This window comes from Candidatus Binatia bacterium (genome assembly GCA_029243485.1).
GTDB lineage: Bacteria > Desulfobacterota > Binatia > UBA12015 > UBA12015 > VGTG01.
In genome coordinates this window covers 1-21,409 of sequence record JAQWRY010000071.1, presented here as the reverse complement: position 1 = coordinate 21,409, position 21,409 = coordinate 1, and the positions used below count along the sequence as shown (strand labels likewise).

Here is a 21,409-nt window from a genome sequence, read left to right as displayed (position 1 = left end):
CAATCCCTCGCGCAGCCCCGAGCCGAACCAGAGCCGCGACTAAACAAAAAAGGCGAGACTAACCAACGTCCCCCCAAGGGAAGGTTTCTAGCCAGCGGCGGAGGCGGTGCATGGTGGGGAAGCGGTGGAGGATGAGGTCGCGGCGGAGGCCGCGGACGATGTCTTTGATGACCTTGGGTTGGGAGAGGTAGCGGGGGCGACCTCCGGTGACCTCGTAGAGGATCTTTACGAGGTCGACGACGTCGTCGCGGCGGGCCTCGGAAGATTGGCCCCGCCAGTCGTAGAGGTCGAGGACTTTTACGTCGAAGAAGACGCCGCGCTGGCGAACGAGAATGTTCTCGGCGTGGAGGTCGCCGTGGTACTCGCCGTGATCGTGGATCTGCGCGAGTCCGACGGACAGCGTGTGGACCAGGTGGAGCGCGCGGAAGGGTTCGAGACGCTTGCCGGGATGGCTCTTCACGTAGTCGGGAAGCATCTGCCCCTCGACGAACTCGCTGACGAGGCAGTTCAGCTTTTCACCACCCACCCGGACGGGCTCGGAGTGGTGGTACTGCATGACGATCGAGCAGTGACGAAGCTTCTCGAGCTTCTGCGCGTAACGCGTCAGGCGCCGGTCTCGCAGGTTCCTCTGCGGATGGAACAGCTTCACCGCACGCGTCGCACCGGTGGTGCGCTCGGTCACGCGATAAACCTCGCCCTCCCAGCCCATCCCGAGCGGCTCCTCGACGACATACTTGCCGCCGATCAACCGCCCGTGGCGTAGCCGGAACTCCTCTCGATTAACTGTTGCCACCAGAACTCGGATCCCTGACGCGGGGATGGAATATGCTTACTGGAGCCGCCCGCAACAAGGGGCGGGCGGCAGAGTTTGCGCGAGCCGCGCCCCTCGCATAGCCCGAGGAGCGTGACGGCTCTCTTCACCGTGCTGACGTCGATCGCCTTGCTCGACAGCACCTCGATCGTCCCCCTGTGCATCGCCCCACTCGTCGCGCTGCTCGCCGGCAAGCGCCCCTACCTCGGGGCAGCGTCCCTCCTCTTGGGGATCTTCGTGGTCTACTTCGGTTTCGGAATCCTGGTCCTCCTCGGCCTCGGCGCCGTCTCCGACCAGCTGAACGGGTGGGTCGAAAGCCTGTGGCGCGCGCCCGAAACATCGGAGATCTGGCTCCAGATCGCGATCGGCCTGATCCTGCTCGTCTTCGGATACCGGATGGCCAACGCACGCCAGAGCCGTGGGGAGCGCGGCGCCACCCTCGTCATGAGCCCCCTCCAGGGCTTCACTCTCGGGGCCGGCCTGACCCTCGTCGGCCTCCCGGGCGCCGTACCCTTCTTCGCGGCGGCGGACCAGATTCTACAGGCCGACCTGTCGATCGCCGGAGGAATCGGGGCCCTCCTGTATTACAACGCCGTCTTCCTCTTCCCCCTCTGTATGATTCCCCTCATCCGGTTCGTCTTCCCGACCCAGAGCGAGGCGATCTTCGCCCGAATCGCCCGATTCTTCGACGTCTGGGGACGGGGCCTGATCATCGCGCTTTTGATCCTTCTCGGCGCGATCCTCACGATCGACGGGGTCGGCTGGCTGCTGGGAACACCCCTGATCCCAGTCTGATCGAGCCCCCTGCAACTCGCCCGGCCGGAAGGCGACAACGCGGGCCGCTCTGCACGGCCGGGGCGCGGGACTCGCTCTCGGCCGGGATCACGAAAAGCTCCCGTCCCAACCGGAGATGCGCCCGTGGCATCTTCCAAAGCACCCCCGACATCGCCACCAACCAGCCGTCCCCTGATCATGTCATGTGCCGGAGATCCGCCTTGCCCCCACTGTCGCAACCAGCCATTAGAAATGGGACAAAGGAGGCTTCAAAGTGAATACGATTCGACTCACGCTCATCATTGCTCTCTCTCTCTTCGTCGGCCTGGCCGACTCGGCCCTCGCCGGCGCGCCCGGATCCGGCGGTCGGATCGAGAATCTCGATGCACTCTGCCAAGGCGGCAGTTCCTCGGGGCTCAGCTGCGGCGGTGGCGCCGACTGCCCCGGTGGCAGGTGTCAGATCACGCGCAGCGGTGCCCGCCGGCGCCCGATCACCGTCAAAGCGACCATCGTGATCGACGACCAGACCGGTGAGTGGAACGAGGACGAAGAGGAAGACGACATCCACACTGTGAGCATCCAGCTCCAGTTCGTCGCGCAGGGTAAGCGGCGGATCGTCGCGCAGAACTACATGAACGTGAAGGGCGCCACCGCCGAGGAGCTGATCGCCAACATGAAGCAGGGCGTCGAGATCGCCGACCTGCCGAACTCCGACCGCCGTCTCGACGAGGCACTCGCCGCCGCCGCTGTGCGCGACGGCGGTATCATCGACGACTTCCTGTTCCAGCGCGCGGACAGCCGGATGGAAGCCGCGATGCGGCACTACTTCAAGACTACGGGCGATTTCGTCGTGCTCAGGACCGCCGGCATCAAGGCCTTTTCCAACAACGAGGACAACCCGCTCGCGACGGTGATCGAGGCGAAGCTCTTCGTCGCCGTGACACCCGAGGACTAAAGGCGACGTCCGCATGAGCGGCGCGAGGTGAAGTCGAGCTACCTGATCGACGGCCTCCTGGCGGCCGTGCTCCTCCCGTTGTGGATCGGAGCCTTCGCGCTACACGTCGACCGCGTGGCGGACGGTCGTCTCGCCTGGCCGGGTTTCTGGGTCGAAACCACCGAGTCCGGAGACGCGCCGGTGGTGCGCGCTCTCTGGCCCGGAACCCTCGCAGCCCAATCCGGCCTTCAGGTCGGAGACCGGCTTCTGCGGGTAGGCGACGTTCCGCTCGAACACGAAGGACCGGTCGGGGTCTTCGCCCAAACCCTCGCCGTCGCAGACGCGAACCTCACCGTGCCGCTCCGGTACGAGCGCGACGGCACCCCCGGCGAGATCACCCTCGCCCTCACACCGATTCCGTTTCCGTGGCGGGCCGTCCCGGTCACCGTCGGATTCGTCATCGCCGGCTCGCTCGTTTTGTTGCGGCGCCGCGGGACGCGCCTGGGTCGGGCGTTCTTCGTCGCCGCGATGGTCTACGGCCTGCACTGGACCTTCTTCTTCGGCGGCGGCCCCGAGGTGACGTACGGGTGGCTCGCAGTGTTCGCCCTGTCCTCTGTGGTCCTTTACCCGCTCATGCTGCGACCGATATTTGTGATCCTTCACGACAACGAAGCCGGTCCCGAAAAGGTACCCGCCTGGATCTGGGTCTTCTCGATCTTCGGCCCCGTTTCCACCGGCTGGGTCGTCGGGATTCCATTCCCCCCGGTCCTCTCGCTCCAGGTGACGTTCGCCATCACGTTCGTCTGGCTCGCGACCGTCCTGTTCGTGCTGACCCAGGGCTACCGCCGCGCCCGCCCTCGCGGGCGCCGACAGCTCCGCTGGGTCGTACTCGGGCTCTATCTCGGCATGGCGCCACTGCTGGCCGCGGCCGCTCTGATCGCCGTCCGACCGGAGCTCTGGTGGCTTCACGACGTCGCGAACCTCGCGACTGTCCTCATACCGATCTGCTTCTTCGTCGCGATCGTGCGCTTCAACGCCTTCGACGTCGACCGGCTCATTCTCTCGACGACCGCGTACTCGATCCTGTCGATCGTGCTCATCGCTGGACTGCTCACCGTCGTCCCGTGGCTCGCCGAAATCGCGAGCGCCGTGCTGGGAACGAGTGCCACGCAGAGCCAGATCTCGCTGTCCGCCATCTTCGCTGCCGGAGTCGTTCCGGGGCAGAGGGTTCTGAAACCCCACATCGAGCGGGTCTTCTTCTCGGAACGGCACGCACTCGAGCAAGGGGTGGACGATCTCCTGCAAGCCCTCGACGGCTGCGAAACCCCCGAGGCCCTCCCCCCGCTGCTCGGGCGACGACTGTACACACTCCTGCTACCTGAGGGCTGCGTCGTCTTCGGCGCCCTCGAACAGACCGCCGCGCCGGTCTACCAACGAGGCCGGTTCTCCGGCGGCGACGCCCCCGCCCAGTTCTCACTCGAGAGCCTCGAGACGGCCAAGGGTGGGATCGATCTGACGGAGAAGTTCCACGCCGAGTCCGAGGATCTCGCGGCGCTCGCAGAACTCGGCGCGACACTCGTGTTTGCAATCCGACGCTCCGGTCGCGTCGCGGCCGTCCTCGCGCTGGGCGCCAAGCGCTCCGGCGACGTCTACTCCACGACCGACAAGGCCCTTCTGCGAGCCGTCGCCGAGAAGACGAGCGACGTCCTACAACGCTTCGACGAAGCCGAGATCCTCCAGCAGGAACGCGCGATGCGCGACTCGTTCCGACGCTACGTCCCCTCGTCGGTCGCCGATCATCTGGCCGCCGGCGAGGACATCGAGGGGGGAGAACGGGAACTCTCCGTCTTGTTCGCCGACGTTCGCGGGTACTCGACGTACTCCGAAGGGAAGGAAGCCGAAGCGATCTTCTCGGTCGTGAACGAACTCACCGAGGCGATTTCCAGCGTCATCCGCCAGCACGACGGCACGGTCGTCGAGTTCCTCGGCGACGGGGTCATGGCCGTGTTCGGCGCCCCGAATCCCAACCCTGCGCACGCACGCTCCGCCGTCCAGGCCGGCTGCTCGATCGTATCCGAGATCGACCGCCTGGAGCTCGGAGGCGGAAACCGGGCGATTCAGGTCGGCGTCGGGATCGCCACCGGCCGGGTGTTCATCGGCAACGTCGAAACCAAGGAACGGCTCATCTACACGGCGATCGGCGACACGGTGAATGTGGCCTCTCGGCTCCAGGACCAAACCCGGGATCTCGAGGCTGCCGTCGCAATCGACGGCCCGACCTTCGACGACGCCGGTGACGCTACGACCGGTTTCGAACCCCGCGGAGAAGTCCCGATCCGCGGCCGCAAGGAGCAGGTCTCCGTGTACGCCCTTCCCCTCGACCCGGCGGCCTGAGTCGCGTACCAATCTTACCTGGAGCCGAGGCATGAGTCCCGCAACACACGCCGCACCGACCGATCCCCAACGGCTGCGACTGCTGTACGATCTGGCGTGCGCCTTCGCGACGCGGCTCGAACTCGACGACCTCGTTACTCTAGTCGTCGAGAAGTGCCAGGACGTCTTCGACGCCGAAGGCGCCTCGGTCCTCCTGCACGACCGGGAGAAGGACGAGCTCTACTTCCCGTTCGTGGTCTCGCGGAATCCCGAAGTCGCAGCCCAACTCGCCACGCTTCGGTTCCCGGCCGACCAGGGCATCGCCGGCAGCGTCCTACAAACCGGCGAGCCGATCCGGGTCGACGACGGCGAAACCAACGAGCGCATGTACCGTGGCGCCGACAAGGAGACCGGCACCACCACCAAGTCCCTCATCTGCGCGCCCTTGATCACGCGCGAAGGTCCGACGGGCGTCATCCAACTCGTCAACCACAAGGGCGGAACTCCCTTCCCAGCCGACGACGAAGCGTTCCTCGTGACCCTCGCCGGCAGCGTCGCGGTCGCGATCGACAACGCCCGCATGTACGCGACCCTCCGCGAGTCGGAGGAACGTCTCAAGACGCAGGTCGGCAGTCTGCGCCGCGACCTCGCCCGCCAGGATCGATTCTCCGAGATCGTCGGCACCAGCCCGGCGATGGCCGACGTCTTCCGACTCATGGAGAGCGCCGCGTCGACGCCCATCACGGTGTTGATCGAAGGCGAGACCGGCACCGGCAAGGAGCTGGTCGCGCAGGGGATCCACAAGGCGAGCCCGCGTGCCGCGCAGTCGTTCGTCGCCGTGAACTGCGCGGCGCTCCCCGAAACCCTGCTCGAGAGCGAGCTCTTCGGGCACCGACGCGGCGCCTTCACCGGCGCCAGCCACGACCGCGTCGGCCTGCTCGAATCCGCCCGCGGCGGCACGATCTTCCTCGACGAAGTCGGCGAGATGCCCCCGCCGATGCAGGCAAAGCTACTGCGCGTTCTGCAAGAGGGCGAAATCACACCGGTCGGCGACAACCGGCCCCGCAAGATCGACGTGCGCGTGATTTCCGCCACGAACCGCGACCTTCACCGAGAGGTCGGCGAGCAGAACTTCCGCGAGGATCTGTTCTACCGTCTTTCGACCTTCCCGATCCGGCTGCCCTCACTCCGGGAACGCCGCGAAGACATTGGGCCGATCGCCGCGCGCATGATCGAGAGCGTTGCCAAGCGATACGACAAGCGGATCGAGGGGATCTCGCCCGAGGCCCTCGCCCTCCTGGAAGGGCACGACTGGCCCGGCAACGTCCGTGAGCTTCAGAACGAGATCGAGCGGGCCTGCGCCCTCGCGCGAAGCGGCGATCCGCTCGTGCCGGCGCAGATGTCCGGGAAGCTGACCGGCGCGGCCGGCACCTCGGCCCCGCCGCTGGCCGCGCGGCCGTCGAGTCCCACCATCCCGGCCGCCGCCGGGGCCTCGGCTGCTGCGCACCCGGCGGGCTCCCTCGGGTCCTTGCGCGAAGCGCGCTCCGCGTTCGAAGCCGACTTCATCCGCCGCACGCTCGAGACCCAGGGCGGGAACATCACCCGCGCAGCGAAGGCGATGAGCCTCTCTCGGGTCGCGCTCCAGAAGAAGATGAAGGACTACGGCCTCCGCTGAGAGGCCGTCCTCGGGATGAGAACGACCCGGGCCGGAGCCCAACGAAAGACCCCGGCCTCCGGCCAAGAACGACCCCACCCGAGCCGAACGCGAAGGCGCGAGCCCAAGCTAAGAAGGCCCGCGCCCGAGGCGAGACCGGAGTCGGGATCGGGACCAACGTGACCGGAGGTCCACCGGCCGCTCGGCGAGTGCGCGATCGAAACAATCGATCGCGTCCTCGGATCGCCCGGCCGCCTCGAACTGGCGACCCGCCCGGGCCCACTGCCGTGCAGCGAGATCTCCAACCTCCCGGGCGAGCGTCGGCTCCTCCAAAGATACGGCCTCGCGGAACGCGTCGAGCACCTCAGCGCGTGTGCGTCGCCGGTCTCCGTGCGCGTGGCCGAGCGACGGCGCCTCGTTCCGGGCCTCCCCGAGACGGTGGCGGTAGGTCGCGCTCGTCTCGGGAACGTAGAGCCAAGGCCCGCGGCGGCTGAGCCGCAGCATGAGGTCGAGATCCTCAGCCGTTCGTAGGTGCTCGGGAAATCCACCCACTGCAGCCAGATGGCCGGCGTGCAGTAGCGTGTTCGAGACGCCGGGGGGGCCGCGCCGCGCGATGCCACGCGTCGCATCGCGCTCTACCCAGCTTCGAGAAACGCGGCGCCGCCGGCCGGTCGGCACGTCCGTGCTCTCCTTGTCCGACGAGGACGCGACCGCGGACGGGCGTGTCCGGAGCACGTCGAGATGGGCCTTCAGGTACTCGCGGGGCCAGAGATCGTCGGAGTCGAGACAGGCCACCCAGTCCGAAGAGCCGGCGGCTTCGACCCCACGGTTCCGCGCCGCGGAGACACCCCGATTGGGCTGCCGGACGAGCTGCGTCGGAAACGACCCCGTGGTCGTCTCGAGCCATCTCGCCACGCGCTCGGCAGTGTCGTCTGTCGAGCCGTCGTCGACGATCACGAGCTCGTCGGGCGGCCGGCTCTGCGCCGCGACCGAATCCAGAGCTTCGAGGACGGCCGTCGGCCGCTCGAACACCGGAACGACGACCACCACGCGCTCCCCTGTCTGCCCCGACACTCCTTCTAGTGCATCGTAAGCGACATGACATCAACGGATGGCCGCAGGTAGGCATTTCTCACGAGGACCGGCGACGAAGGAATGTCGGCAATCTTTCGAGGCGGCATGACGCCGCGAGGGACGTCGAGGGGCGGCAAGTCACGTCATCGCAGACCACTCGCCGGTGACGAGCACGTAAGCCACAAGAAGCGTGCGAGAGGCCCGTTCCAGAACTGCCGATCCTGAACCCGGCGAGCGAGATAGGTTCGGAAGGCCAGCTCCTCCGCAATCGGCACGGTGATCACGGCCCTGATGATGCGCAAGGCGAGCCAGATTCCGCCGAGACGAGCGGCTGGCCACCGACACGATGCCGAGGGCCGTGAGGCCGGTCTTGGCGCACAAAATCAGGTTCGATTTCATCAGTTCACTCCTCCGATGGGATGGGCGGTGGCGATCCGGGTGCCGCCCTTCAAGCGCTTTCTGTGTCGGAAGATCGGCCGGCTCTATTGGCAGCTCGATGGAGAGCGTACGGTATATCTCTAGATGTAAACGTTTACATCTAGTGGAACTCGCGCCAGAATGGATGCTGCAATGGGAGCCGACTCAGCCGCCGGTCCGAAACGCACCGGGCACCGCAGGCGACGGTCTCCGGGGGCCACGATTCGCCAGGTCGCCAAGGCAGCCGGTGTTTCGACCGCGACGGTCTCCCGGGTGTTCTCGGGGGCCGGCGGCGTGCGCTCGACTACGCGAGAGCGGGTACTGAACGCCGCTCGAGACGCGCGCTACCGTCCGAACCCGGCCGCCCGGAGCCTCGCCCGCGGGTCGACCGGCCTCCTCGGAATCGTCGTCCCCGATCTCACCCACCCCGGCGAGGCGCACTTCGTACAAGCGGCCATGCGCCGCGCCCAGACGGAGGGGTTCTCACTGGCCGTGGCGGACTGGGTCCACTCTCCCGCCGAAGTGCGGCCGCTCGTCGCGGAGATGGCGCAGCGGACCGACGGACTCCTCCTGTGCGCCCCCGCGCTCTTGGACCGCGAGTGCGCGGTCCTCGCGGAAACGGCGGCCGTGGTACTCGCCCGCAGACGCGTCCGACCCCTGCCGACCGTATTGGCCAACGAGCGGGTGCGGGTCCTTCGCGCCATAGAGCACCTGCGAGAACTGGGACATGACCGCGTCGCCTGGGTCGCCCCATCGAACGACTCCGAGGTTGAGCGGGAGCGGGACACGGCTCTGAGCCGGCCGGGGGGCGGCCCTTCGGTCGTCGCTCTGGAGGCCGGCGGGGCCAGCTTCGCCGATGGTCACGGGCTCACGAACGCCTTACTCAGAAGCGGAGCGACAGCCGCAATCGCCTTCGAAGGAGAGCTCGCACCAGGCCTCCTCTCGGGCCTCCGGGACGGGGGCATCGACGTACCCGGCCGGATCAGCCTCGTGGGCGGGGACGACCGGGGGGACCGACGCTCCGGGCTCACCACCGTCGTCTCACCTCTGGACGAGATGGGAGCTGCCGCGGTGGACCTCCTCCTCATGACCACCCGAGGCGAGACAACGGCTCCCGCGCTTCGCACGGTCCGGTTCGATCCCCGCCTGGAGATCCGGCGCTCGACGGGTCCGCCGCCTTAGCTTCGGACCTTAGCTTCGCGACACTTCCTTAGCTTCGGAGAGCCGCCAAGCGGACGGGACGGCTCACGCCGCGGCCCAGCGCTGTTCCTTGCGAGCGCAGGGCAGACACAGACTCGTCTCTGGGATGGCGGCGAGAAGAGCCATTGGGGTCTTCTGGTGGCAGACCACGCAGATCCCGTAGACCATCGGTCGGGCCTCTGCCCTAGAGGGCAGAACACGTCTTGCGGGGGACCGAGCCCCGGCCCTCCATAACGTATTCGTGGCACCCTGCGCCGTCTCTGCCTCGACTATCGTTTCCAATCAATCCCCCCAGACACCCCTCACGGGGCGTCTGGGGACCAGGATTGGCCGAGCGCGGAGCTATGGCAAGTGGGGTAGTCCATGGGGGCCCTGGGCCCCCAGACGCTGCAGGGTCAGGCCTCGGCGCCCGCCCCGGCGGCTTTGGCGGCCTCGGGCGTAAAGATCACTTCCATGTGCTGGAAGCTCCGGACCAGGGCCGAAGGCGCCATGACCGGGCCGGCGTTCGCATAGTTCATGTCCGGGGTCCGCTTGAGGAGTTCGGCGAAGGCGACGCGGAGCTCCATCCGGGCCAGGTTCGCACCGAGGCAGAAGTGGTTGCCGATCCCGAAGGCGAGGTGCTGCGGGTTCCGCTCGATGTCGAGCTCATCGGGGCGGTCGAATTGGGCCGCATCACGGTTCGCCGAGGGATAGAGCATCAGGACCTTCTCGCCCTTCTTGATGGTCTTGCCGGCGATTTCCGTGTCCTGCGTCGCCGTCCGGATGAAGGAGACGACCGGGGACGTGAGGCGGAGGAGTTCCTCCATGGCGCCGGGGATCAACGACGGGTCGTCGAGGAGGCGCTGGCGGGCTTCCGGGTTCTCGATCAGAAGCTTCATACCGCCCGAGAGGCCGTTCCGCGTGGTCTCGTTTCCGGCCACCATGAGGAGAACGCAGAACATGATGAGCTCGTCGTTGCCCATCTCCTTCTGCTCCTCGCTGAAGCCCGGACGCGTACCGTTGTTCTCGTGCTCACCGATCATGCCCTCGTCCTTCGCGCTGACGAGGATGCTGAGGAGATCGTCCTGCGGGGTCGTGCGCCGATCCTCGATGAGCTCGGACACGTACTGGCCGTACTCGACGAACGCCTGGGCGGCCGCCTCGGCGACGCCGGGCTCGTGCATGTTGCCTTGGGCCAGGATCATCGCGTCCGACCAATGGTGGAAACGCCCAAAGTCCTCGTGACGGATCCCGATCATCTTGGCAATGACGAGCAGCGGCAGGGGGACGGCGATGTCGTCGACGAAGTCGCAGGTGCCCTTCGCACCGACGTCATTCAGCGAGCCCTCGATGATCTCCTGAACGCTCTCCTCGAGCTTCTTCACCATGCGCGGCGTGAAGCCCTGGTTCACGAGACGGCGGAGCTTCTGGTGGCGAGGCTCGTCCTCGTCGATCAGGCCGAGTTTGGCCGGATTCTCAGGCAGAACACCTTCGCCGGAGCAGAAGAGCTCGTTGTTCTTGGAGGCGAACGTGACCTCTTCGAAACGACTCAGGATGTACGCCCCGGTCTCCTCGGACCAGTGGACCGGATCGTTCTCGCGCAACCAGCGCAGGCGGTCGTACATCGCTTCGTCCCACGTCCAGAAATCAGATTTTCCGTAGTTCACATCGGCTGGAGTCATTATTTCGATCCTCACTTCTCGTTGCTTGCCTCTCCGGCGGAGCCCGCTCGGATGGCATCCCAAATGAACGACGCCGCGCGGGGAAGCCGCTCGGCGATGGGGTATTTTTCGTCGGAAAGCCACTGCGAAACCGTGGCGTGAAAGGCGCCGAGAACCATCTCGGCGAGAAACTCTGCATCCTGGTCCGCTCGGACCTCACCGCGGTCCTGGCCGGCGGCCAGCATGGTACTCAGGGGGCGGTGGAGACTCGCCATGTACGGTGCCGCGTCTTCGGGACGCGAGCCGGATCGGAGCATCTCGAGCATGACCTCGCGGGAGACCTTCTGGTGCTCCGAGATCATTTCCGCCGCATGGAGGGCGAGACCCTCGACCTGCTGGCGGACGGTGCCTTCGGCACCGAGATGCTGGCCGATGAGGGTCTCCAGGGCCTCGGCGACGTCGCCGGTAATCTCACTGAGGAGGCCGCTCTTGCTCTGGAAGTGGTTAAAGAAGGTGGCCGGCGCGATGTCCGCCGCGGCGGCGATCTGCTCGACCGTCGTAGCCTCGAACCCCTGCTCCGCGACCAATCTCAGCGCGGACTCGACGACCCTCTCGCGGAGCTCTCGCCGCCGGCGTTCTCGCCGCCCGCCAAGAGATGCTGCTGGTGTAGGTAGGGTCGCCACTGGAGGAATCTCCAAACTTGGAGTCGACTATACACTTGGAGATGTCTCCAAGTAAACTCCAAACAAACGTTTATTTGCCATCTCCCGTCTAGCCGCCAGTCCGGCCGTCTGCCACAACCGAATCGTCGGAGGGCAAAGATGGCGAATTCACATGAGTTCGAAGCAGAGCTGATCTGGGAGAAGGGCGCCGAGGATGAGCGCCAGGGCAACCACAGCGTTCGATTCGACGGGCGGCCGGACCTCGAGGTCTCGGCGGCGCCGCAGTACAAGGGTGACCCGAGTTGCGTGAACCCCGAGGAACTTTTCCTCTCCTCGCTGCTGTCCTGTCAGATGCTCACCTACCTCGCGTTGGCCCAGCACGCGGGGCTCGACGTCCTCGCCTACGAGGACCGCGCGACCGCTACCCTGGCCATCGCCGACCGTCGGATGCGGATCACCTCGGTCACCCTCCGCCCCCGCATCCGCCTCGCCGCCGACGCCGACCCCGAAAAAGCCCGAAAGCTGGTCGACCGCGCCCACCAGGGCTGCTTCATCGCCAACTCCGTCACCTGCGAACTCATCCTAGAACCCGACGTCGCCGTGGACGCCTAGGGAGGGACGTTGGTTAGTCTCGCCTTTTTTGTTTAACCCCGCCCGCCCGCGCAGGCCGGTCGGCCGTGACTAAACGTTTTGGGCGGGACTAACCAACGTCCCCTTGTTAGGAGAGCGGGCATGTCGAACGATTCGAAGCATGAGCCTACGGACGATATTTCGCAGATGATGTACATCATCGGGGGCGTTCTCGCGGTCTCGATGGTCGCCGCCTACTTCATCGCGTTCTGAACGGCTCCCCGCTCGCCCCCTTTTGCGCTAAGCGAGAGGGATGGCAGGAATTCTAGCGGCGAGTCTTCCCACCCCTCCCAGCGTCCCGGCGAGTCAGCGCGTAGCGAAGCGCGCCGAGGAGCTCGGGTACGAGAGCCTCTGGATCGCCGATTCCGGCGGCCCAGACCCGTTCGTGGTCGCCGCCGCGGCTGCCGCCGTGACCTCGAAGGTGCGTATCGGCACCGCCGTGATCCCGGCCTACACGCGAACGCCGCCGGTCATCTCCTGCGCGGCCGCGTCGTGCGCGGAGCTGGCTCCCGGACGATTCATCCTCGGCATCGGCGCGTCGAGCGAGAACATCGTCCAGAAGTGGAGCGGCATCCCGTTCAAGCGGCCGCTCTCCCGGGTCCGCGAAACCGTGACGGCCGTCCGGGGCATCCTCACCGGCGAGAAGAGCGACTTCTCCGGCCGCACCCTCGAAACGCACGGCTACCGCCTGCAGATGATCCCGCCGAACCCAGCGATCCCCATCCACGTCGGCGCGCTCGGCCCGCCCATGCTCGAACTCGCCGGAGAGATCGCCGACGGCGTCACCCTCAACATGATGCCCGTCGGGGCCGTCCCGAAGATGCTCGAGCACGTGAAGATCGGCGCCGAGAAGGCCGGTCGAGACCTCTCGAACTTCGAGGTCGTCTCGAGGTTCATGGTCTGCGTCACCGACGATCCCGAGAGCGCCCGCGGCTTCATGCGCGGCTTCTTCGGCCCATACTTCGCGACGTCCGTCTACAACCGCTTCGTCGCATGGTGCGGCTACGAGGAAGAGGCGAAGGGGATCCTCGAGGGTTGGAAAGCGAAGGATCGCGCGAAGGTGGGGGCGTCCGTCACCGACGAGATGATCGACAGCATTGCGGTCATCGGGTCGGCCGAGGAGTGTCGCGACAAGCTGGAGGCCTTCCGCGCCGCCGGGGTCACGACCCCGATGGTCAGCCCCATCACCGGCGACGAAGCCGGCGCCATAGCCATGTTCGAAGCCCTGGCCCCCCGCTAACCGGGGGACGTTCTTTAATCTCGGCGAATTCTTTAATCGTTACATTTTTGCCGATCCTATGGGGGCTGGAGGCGTCTCCCGATCTCTCTCGGGGCTTCTTCCTGATTTCGGCCGGGCGCGAGAGTCGCTGTCGGGTCGGTGCGATCCTGGGCGAGGGAGGGTCGGCTTTCTACCGAGTGACACGAGCGCCTGCGGGACTCGCTCCGACCCAACAGCGACTCCCGGGCCCTAACGGTGTCGATGTTTCGGGAGGGACGGTTGGTTCGTCGAGCGAGCCCACCGACCAGCCCCGACCCCGCGCAACGGTCAGGCGGAAGCTAAGGCACCCGGGCTTTGGCATCACCGGTGGGCCGACCTGGGGATTTCTTCGAGCAAGTCCCCGCTTGAGCCCGCTCTGCGCCGCACGCCAGGGCAGCTAGGCGCCCGCTTTCTCCCCGTCCTAGGGGTCGAGGAGGCCCGCCGCGCCCGCTGACCGGGACACGAAGCCGGCGCCGCATGCGGCTCACCCGATGTTCGAACGGCAATCTCGCCCGTTCTTCGAACATCGTTCGAAGCGATCGAACGCCTCTCCACAAAACGACGACGAAGCGGGCCGGTCCGGCCGCTCCAAAGTGGGAGAGAAACGATGAAAACGCTGAATAATCAGGCAAATGAACGAAGTTGGACTCAGGGTTTTGCGGCCAAGGCACTGCTGGGACTGGCGTTCGTCACAATGCTCGGCACCGGCTGTAGAAACTTCTCGCTGGGCGGCGACATGGTCGCCGACCGCCACGTACTTCGCGGCCGCTCGAACCCCGAACTCACACGCGCTGAGATCCGGGCCGGCACCTTCGAGTCCCGGAACCGACAGGTTCGGCCGCTGCGGAACCTTCTGCGGAATCTCGGAGGCCAGCTGAGCGTGAAGAGCGCCCTCTGGCCGGAAGCGAACGGCGACGTCGAGATCTACGACCCCCGCAACCCGGATCACCGGGCGTCGGGCCCCGAGGCGTTCGCCAGCGTGCTCGGGCCGGCCAGCCCCCTCTTTGCACCGATTCCCCTCTCGACGTTGGAGGCCGAGGTCGCCGCGCTCTGCGAGAGCCCGCTTCTTCAGGGCCAGCTGCCAGACGCAGTCTGTGGCGGCTTCGGTCTCGGAGCTCTCGAGTCCGTGCCGTTCGACGATCTTCACCTCCGCGTGGATTCGAACGACATCGACGTCTTCTGGGACGGCCCGCGGACGAACTTCCACACGTACGAGTTCCCGTCGGACACAGGGAGCTGTTCGATGGAGGGCGACGACGTCCGCGCGAACTGCTCCGCCGGGTATGATTGTCCTACGGACGACGCAGGCGAAGCCGTCGCCGGCGAGTGTCGGTGGAATCGCCTCTGCTCGACCAACGACGATTGCCGCGATCGCAGCTTTCTCGAGCCGGGCGTCTGCGCCGACACGGTTGGCGTGTGCACGTCCTTCAACGCCTTCGACTCGGGGAACAGCGAGCAGGATCGTGAGGCGCCTGTGCTGGTCGTCGAACTTCCGATCGCCGGCGATCTCGACCCGAACGACCTGCTCGGTGCGGCTCTCGACATCGGCGTGAACCAGTTGGTCTTCGAACTGCGCATCCAGCCCGTTGCGTGTTCGGGCGCGGGCTGCCGATTCGACCGTGGCTTGATCTTCGAGGATTACCGCCTTGGCGCGCCGCGCGACCTGGCCGAGAGCGGAACCGGTCTCGACGTCCACGTTCGCTCCCGTCTCGTTTCGACCGACATCTCCATCGCTCCCGGTGCCCTCTGCTTCCTTCCCGCGCTGCCCGTCGAAGTGGCAATCCTCTTCCCTCCGCTCGGCGCTGCGGGAGTCCCGCTCGCCACCTGCATTGCCGCCGGCGAGATCGCGCGCGGCATGATCCATGATCGGCTCGCATCGGTCGGTAGGATGCCGGGCCGGATTCTCGACGGCCTCATGCAGATCCCTCTTCTGAACATCCCGGTGTCGGGCGGCTTGACGCTCGATACGAGCTCGATCTTCGCAGGTGACTCGCTTGCTCCTCTCGCGGGCCCGGGTGGCACCTGGAGCACCGACACCATCAACCTGATCCACGATGGCGGTGGTCTGAAGCGCGCGCAGCTCGACCTTTCGGTGCTGAACGGGACCTGCCAGGCGTGTCCCGCCAGCAGGAGCCTCTGCAGCCAGTGTACGACTCTGTGCGGTGGCCCGGCTGGGCTCGCGTCGTGTGATCTGACGTCGGCCGGGATCTGCGTGGTTCCGTCCGGAGACTCCTCGCACTGTGAGGCGACGGATCTTCAGCTGACGGAGGGCTTGCTCCTGGTGGTCTACGAGGTGCTGCGACCACTCGCACCGGGTGCAGATTCCGCGGCGCGTCGCGCGCATCGCCTTGCTCGGGAGGCGCTGTGGGCAATGCTCAGCGAGGAGATTCCCGCCTCGCCGAACCTGGCCGCCTTCTTCGACGGAGTCTTGAGCGCCGCTCCTACGGTTCAGGAGATCTTCACGCGTCCCCTCGACGCGGTCGATGCGGAAGGTCGCTACCGCTTCACCGATACGCTCTGGTGCGCCCCCTCACCGACGCGTCCGGCGGCCTGCCGGGCGGGCGAGCGGAACGCCGTGTTCCGCTTCCTTCCCGACCGTGACCTCGACGGAGTTCCGAACGAGGACGACAACTGCCCGGCCGACGTGAATCCGGAGCAGGTCGACAACGATCTCGACGGCTTCGGCGACGGGTGTGATCTGTGTCCCTGGACGCCGGATCCCTTCAACAACCCGAACAACTGCCAGTGTGACATCGACAGTGACGGCTGTGTGAACGAGCTCGGACTTCGTCCGGTGGACCACGCGCCGGATTCCGTGCCCACCTCGTGCACGCCACGCGACGGCGAGATCCACGACCAGCGTCCCACTCGTTCGAGTGGCAACACGGACGAAGATGGCGACGGCATCCCGAGCGACTGTGATCCCGACGACGACAACGATGGTGTTCCGGACGAAGACGACAACTGCCCGTTCGACGACAACCCGGACCAGCGCGACCAGAATGACAACGGCATCGGCGATGCGTGTGATCTCTGCAACGCCGGTCAGCCGATCTGTCTCTTCGACCCGAACGGCCCGGGCGGGAACTTCGACCCCGATTTCGACTTCTCCAACCTTCCGCCCCCCGGATTCGACCCGGACTTCTTCCGGATCTTCACGCGCGGCTGTAAAGACGGATCTTCCTGCCTGGGTGGGCGCTTCAATGCGCAGTTCGGCAACAGGAAGTTCAACGTTTCGCCGAAGGATCTCGGCGTCGGCGGCATTCGCTCGGCCACGATGCTCCCCGATCTCACCGGCGACGGCATGCCCGAGGTGGTGTTCGGGTTGGCCCTCGGAAAGCAGCGCGGTCGGGTGTTGGTGCGCGACGTCGTAAAGGGCACGACGCTCTGGAGCCGGACCCGGAAGAAGGGTGACTTCGGTACGGCGATCGTCGTCGACTTCGTCTCCGAGCGGATCCTGGTGGGCGCGCCGAACGTCGTCCTGAAGGGGAAGGCGAGGAAAAAGTCCCCGTCGGGCGCCATCTACGCTCTGGACTTCAAGGGGCGAAACATCGGTGAGCCGTTCTACGGCAAGCCCGGTGATCACCTGGGCACGGACCTGATGTCGCTCGTCGACGGTCGCATCGTGGGCCAGGTCTCCGACGGCGCGCTGCTCCTGGATCTGGACAGCCAGACGCTGCTCCACGAGATGGCGCTGAAGGGGGGCCGAGCGAAGGGTCGCTACTAGGTCTCCGAACCATCTCTCCCAAGCCGGCCATGGTCGCCTTCCCGCATCCGGGGAGGAGGCCATGGCCGGTCGTCGTTTTGGGGCCGTGACGGCTCGGCCTTGAACGGTGTTCTCTATGCCCGTCCCATGCGATGTACTGCGGTGGAGTGTCTGCGGAGGAAAGAGGGGGTCCGGGCGCGCAGAGCGGCGTGACGAGTGGTCTGGCCGGGGCTGCCGTCTTCGTCGGTCGCGAAACCGAACTCCACGACATCGCCACCTCGCTCGAGGCGGCCGCCTCCGGCCAGGCGCAGTTCCTACTGGCCCTCGGTGAGCCGGGTGCCGGCAAGACCCGTCTCGCCACCGAGGCCGAGCAACGCGCGGCCGGGTTCCGGTGTGTCTGGGGCCGGGCCTGGGACGACGAGGGGGCGCCGCCGCTGTGGCCGTGGATCGAGCTGGTCCGCAACGTGATCGCCGCCGTTCCGGCCGACCAGCACACCGAACTCTTCTCGGGGGCCGCCGGCGACCTGGTCGTGCTCACCCCCGAAGTCCGCCGCGCCCTCCCGGACCTCCCCGAGCCGGTGGCCCTCGATCCGCAGGGTACTCAGTTCCGCCTCTACCAGGCGCTCGCGCAGCTCATGACCAACCTGACGTCGACCCGCCCCGCGCTCGTCGTCTTCGACGATCTTCACGCAAGCGACGAGGCCTCGATCAAAGCGCTGCAGTTCGTCGCTCGTACGTGTCGCGCGCTTCCCCTGTGTGTGATCGCGACCTCGCGCGAGGTCGAGCTCCGTGAGCGCATCGAGGCGCAGCCGGCGCTCGAAGGCCTTCTGCGCGAGTTCACGACGATCGCCGTGGGCGGACTCGACGGCGAGGCGCTCGGGGCGCTCGCGCAGTCGAGGCTCGGCTTCCCGATCTCCGCGGAGCTTCGCAACTCACTTTTGTCGGCCACTTCAGGGAACGCCTTCTTTGCGGACGAACTGCTGCGGTCCCTGGCGGCGCGCGACGACATTGGCCCCGAGACCGGCCGCTTGCCGTCGCGTCTCCTGCCTCTCGGCGTCCGCGCCGCGATTCGGCGACGGCTCGATTCGTTTGACGAGACTGGTCGGCGGGTCTTGCGCCTCGCCGCACTCATCGGGCCGGAATTCGACAAGAGGACACTCTCTCGTGCGGCGGAGGTCGACGAGCTCGGCGTCGAGCAGATCGCGGCGCGCGCTGCGGACGCGGGGCTCCTGGAACCCGGTGCCGACCGCCATCGCTTCGTCCACGACCTGACGCGCGAGACCCTCGCGGCCGAGATCGAGGTCGAAGCACGTCCGCGTGCCCACCTGGCGATCGCGTGTGCCTTCGAGTCACTCCCCTCGGGATCGACAGAGCACCTGGAAGAGATCGCCCATCACCGCACGACCGCGGGAGGGGTGGGCGACCCCGAGGTCGCGCTCGAGTTCGCGCGCCGTGCAACGGCCCGAGCGCGGCGAGAGACCTTCGCCGACCGCGCCGTGCTGTGGTGCAGCCGGGCGGTCGAGATGCTCGAACACCTTCCCAGAGAGTCGCAAGATCTGCGCGGTGATCTTCTCCTGGAACTCGGCGAGCTCCTGCTCTGGCAGGGCGAGATCGAGCGGGGGCGCGGAATCCTTCGCGACGTGACTGCGCTGGCGAAGGAGCGGGACGATCCCCACCTTCGGGCGCGCGCGGCCGTCGCGTTCAGTGGCGCGGAACCGGAAACCGGCGTCGTCGAGCCGGAGCGGGTGCGGCTCCTGGAAGATGCCCGCGCCGGGCTCGAGGGCAGCGGTGATCCACTCGAAGCGCTCGTCGACAGCGAGCTGGTTGCCGCCCTCTACTTCAGTGACGAGCGCCACCGAATCGACGAGCTCAGCGCAACCGCGCTCGACGTCGGCCGGCGGTCGCAAGATCCGGCGATTCACGCCGCCGCGGTTCAAGCTCGGTTGTTCGCTCTCTGGGGCCCGGGCCGTCTCGAGGAAAGAGTCGCGCTCGCCGGCGAGGGGCTCGAGGTCGCGGAGCGGGCCGAGCTTCACCTCCGGATCATAGTGTTCCGCACGCGTCGGATCATGCAGGCACTCGAGCAAGGCCGACCGGTGGACGCCGACGCCGAGATCGAAGCACTGACACAGAGGGCCCACCGGATCGGCGATCCCCGGGTCGCCGGTTACCTGTCGCTGTTCGACGCGATGCGGCGCTGCATGCGCGGCGACTTCCAGGGCGCCGAAGGGAGGGTCCTCGAGACCTTCGCGGCGGCGGATCGCTGGCCGGGGGAGAAGAACCTCGTTCAGTTCGCCGGCATCCAGCTCTACGTAGTCCGGCGGGAGCAGCGGAGGCTCGGGGAGCTCGAACCGATCGTGCGCGGCGTAGCGGCGCAGTTCCCGCGGGTTCCGACCTGGCGGGCCGTCCTTGCGTTGCTGCTCGTCGAAACCGAACGGCCCGAGGAGGCGGCGGCCGAGATCGCCGCGCTCGGAGGAGACGGGTTCGCCGGTGTCCCCCGCGACGGGAATTGGATGGTGACCATCGCCGTCGCCGCGGAAACGGTTGCGGCACTTGGCGATACGAAGCGAGCCGAGGTGCTGTACGATCTACTCGCGCCGCAGGCGGGTGGTGTCGTGCTCGCCGGGCTCGCGGCGGTCTACTACGGCGGGGTTCAGCGGTATCTCGGAATCCTCGCATCGGCACTCGGTCGCTCCGCCGACGCCGCGGGCCACCTCGAGGCTGCCGTCGAGTTCGAAGAGGGAATGGGGGCGGCACCCTTCGTTGCAGATGCCAAGGTCCGGCTTGCAGACGCCTTGGCGTCCTCCGGACCGTCCCAAGATCGCGACCGCGCGGCGCGTGTTCTCGCCGAGGGCGAAGGCATCGCCCGAGAGATCGGTGCGCTGCGCATCGTCGAGCTTGCGAGCGAGGTCGCCGCTCGCGCGACTGGAGCCCCGGTGGGAGGTGGCGCGTCGGAGGACAGGCCATCGCGTCGTATCGCGTTCCGCCGAGACGGCGATGGGTGGGCCGTCGGGCCCGCCGACAGCCCATTTCGCATCCGCGGATCGCGAGGGCTCGATCAGTTGCATCGAATGCTTGCACGCCCGGGCGACGACCTCACGGCGATCGAATTGGTGCAGGATGCCGGGCCGGCCGCGATCGGGGAGGCCGCGGCGCACGAGGCCGTCACGCGTCAGGGCGAGTCGGAGGACGACGTGCTCGACGAGCGGGCGCGCGCGGAGTACCGCGCTCAGCTCGAGTCGCTCCGCGGTGAAATCGAGGAGGCTGAGGCGAACAACGACACGGGGCGCGCTTCAGAGTTGCGTGGTGAGCGAGAGCGTATCGCCGAAGTCGTGGCGGCCGCGACGGGCCTCGGGGGGCGTTCGCGCAGGCACGCTTCGGGCACCGAGCGCGCACGGATCAACGTCACCCGTACGGTGCGAGACGCCATCAAGCGCATTCGCGAAAACGATCCGGCGCTGGGTGACCACCTCGAGAAGTGCGTGCGGACGGGCCGGCTGTGCGGCTACTCCCCCGATCCGCTTTCCCCGATCGACTGGGACCTGCGCTAGCCAAAGATCAGGAGCCCGATCGTAAGGGCCTGCAGGACCAGCAACACGCCGACAGCCCGCTTCCACCACCCGATTTCCTGCGACCCGTGCGGCCGAGGCCGCCATCGGCCGAGCAGCTTCGGGTTCGGGTGGCGGAGATCGTAGACCAGCTCCGAGACCTCGCGGTATCGATCTGCCGGACGGGGCGCGAGCGCCTTCCGCAGCGCCCCATCGAGCCAGACGGGGATCAGCGGATCGTGCTCGTAGCTCGGCTTGTACGACAACCGCTCGAAGTCCTTGGGGGTCTGCACGGCCTCGATCGCATCCCCGAACGGCAGGGCACCCGTGAGCAACTCGTAGGCGACCGTAGCCAGTGAGAATACCTCGGACGGAACGCCCGCCGTTTCGCCCGAGCGCGTTTCCGGCGCGGAGTACTGTGCGGTCCCGAGTGCGACGTCGCGCTCGATCGGTGCGGCGATTTCCCGGATCCCCGCGACCCAGCACGAGCCGAAGTCGACGATGCGCACCCGCCCCTCGCGACCGACGAGGATGTTGGGCGGCTTCACATCCTGGTGGAGCATTTCGCGGCGGAAGAAGGCCTGCAGGCCCTGCGCGATCTGCTCGATGAGATCGGTCACCTCACGGATCTCGACGTCCTCCCGACTGGCGCGCCACTCCGCCAGCGTCGTCCCGTCGACGTACTCCATGAGGTAGTACAGGAAGGTTCGCTGGCGCTTCGGGTCGATGAC

Annotated in this window: 15 protein-coding genes; 9 read left to right on the top strand and 6 right to left on the bottom strand. The window is 67.0% G+C overall.

Going from position 1 to position 21,409, the window contains the following annotated elements; genetic code table 11:
* Positions 1-58: 58 nt before the first annotated feature.
* Positions 59-793 (bottom strand): protein kinase, encoded by a 735-nt coding sequence (locus tag P8R42_19810; protein MDG2306846.1) that lies wholly within the window; start codon positions 791-793, stop codon positions 59-61.
* A 111-nt stretch (positions 794-904) separates the two neighbouring features.
* Here P8R42_19810 and P8R42_19805 point away from each other — a divergent pair, with 111 nt between their 5' ends.
* The 4 genes from P8R42_19805 to P8R42_19790 all read left to right on the top strand — a co-directional run bounded on the left by P8R42_19805 (position 905) and on the right by P8R42_19790 (position 6,567).
* The gene (locus tag P8R42_19805; protein MDG2306845.1) at positions 905-1,606 is read left to right on the top strand and encodes a GAP family protein; all 702 of its coding nucleotides are present in this window, start codon (positions 905-907) and stop codon (positions 1,604-1,606) included.
* 253 nt (positions 1,607-1,859) lie between these two features.
* Positions 1,860-2,540: a hypothetical protein gene (locus tag P8R42_19800; GenBank protein ID MDG2306844.1), complete on the top strand. Its 681-nt coding sequence runs from the start codon at positions 1,860-1,862 to the stop codon at positions 2,538-2,540.
* Between the two features lie 27 nt (positions 2,541-2,567).
* Positions 2,568-4,913 (top strand): adenylate/guanylate cyclase domain-containing protein, encoded by a 2,346-nt coding sequence (locus tag P8R42_19795; GenBank protein MDG2306843.1) that lies wholly within the window; start codon positions 2,568-2,570, stop codon positions 4,911-4,913.
* 31 nt (positions 4,914-4,944) lie between these two features.
* Positions 4,945-6,567 carry a sigma 54-interacting transcriptional regulator gene (locus P8R42_19790; protein MDG2306842.1) on the top strand — a complete coding sequence of 541 codons (1,623 nt, stop codon included), beginning with the start codon at positions 4,945-4,947 and terminating at the stop codon, positions 6,565-6,567.
* 108 nt (positions 6,568-6,675) lie between these two features.
* Here the strand turns inward: P8R42_19790 and P8R42_19785 are convergent, their stop codons facing one another.
* Both P8R42_19785 and P8R42_19780 read right to left on the bottom strand, forming a co-directional pair.
* Positions 6,676-7,620, bottom strand: coding sequence for a glycosyltransferase family A protein (locus tag P8R42_19785; protein ID MDG2306841.1), 945 nt, complete (start codon positions 7,618-7,620; stop codon positions 6,676-6,678).
* A 143-nt stretch (positions 7,621-7,763) separates the two neighbouring features.
* Positions 7,764-7,922: a CPBP family glutamic-type intramembrane protease gene (locus P8R42_19780; protein MDG2306840.1), complete on the bottom strand. Its 159-nt coding sequence runs from the start codon at positions 7,920-7,922 to the stop codon at positions 7,764-7,766.
* Positions 7,923-8,190: 268 nt separating this feature from the next.
* On the opposite strand from P8R42_19780, the gene P8R42_19775 reads away from it, so the two are divergent.
* On the top strand, positions 8,191-9,219 hold the full coding sequence (locus P8R42_19775) for a LacI family DNA-binding transcriptional regulator (protein ID MDG2306839.1): 1,029 nt from the start codon (positions 8,191-8,193) through the stop codon (positions 9,217-9,219).
* Positions 9,220-9,632: 413 nt separating this feature from the next.
* Here P8R42_19775 and P8R42_19770 read toward each other — a convergent pair whose 3' ends face one another.
* A complete protein-coding gene (locus P8R42_19770) occupies positions 9,633-10,898 on the bottom strand; it encodes a cytochrome P450 (GenBank protein ID MDG2306838.1) in 1,266 nt (421 codons plus the stop codon).
* An 11-nt stretch (positions 10,899-10,909) separates the two neighbouring features.
* Entirely contained in the window at positions 10,910-11,560 is a 651-nt protein-coding gene (locus P8R42_19765) for a TetR/AcrR family transcriptional regulator (protein ID MDG2306837.1), read from the bottom strand.
* Between the two features lie 138 nt (positions 11,561-11,698).
* Here P8R42_19765 and P8R42_19760 point away from each other — a divergent pair, with 138 nt between their 5' ends.
* The 4 genes from P8R42_19760 to P8R42_19745 all read left to right on the top strand — a co-directional run bounded on the left by P8R42_19760 (position 11,699) and on the right by P8R42_19745 (position 20,681).
* Positions 11,699-12,151, top strand: coding sequence for an OsmC family protein (locus P8R42_19760; protein ID MDG2306836.1), 453 nt, complete (start codon positions 11,699-11,701; stop codon positions 12,149-12,151).
* Positions 12,152-12,422: 271 nt separating this feature from the next.
* A complete protein-coding gene (locus tag P8R42_19755) occupies positions 12,423-13,409 on the top strand; it encodes an LLM class flavin-dependent oxidoreductase (GenBank protein ID MDG2306835.1) in 987 nt (328 codons plus the stop codon).
* A 625-nt stretch (positions 13,410-14,034) separates the two neighbouring features.
* Positions 14,035-17,154, top strand: a complete 3,120-nt coding sequence (locus tag P8R42_19750; protein ID MDG2306834.1) for a hypothetical protein — start codon at positions 14,035-14,037, stop codon at positions 17,152-17,154.
* A gap of 188 nt (positions 17,155-17,342) precedes the next feature.
* Entirely contained in the window at positions 17,343-20,681 is a 3,339-nt protein-coding gene (locus tag P8R42_19745) for an AAA family ATPase (GenBank protein ID MDG2306833.1), read from the top strand.
* On the opposite strand, the gene P8R42_19740 is transcribed toward P8R42_19745, so the two are convergent.
* Positions 20,678-21,409, bottom strand: a 732-nt coding sequence (locus P8R42_19740) for a serine/threonine-protein kinase (protein ID MDG2306832.1), incomplete at its 5' end; no start/stop codon positions are given. The two genes, P8R42_19745 and P8R42_19740, sit on opposite strands and share 4 nt — an antisense overlap.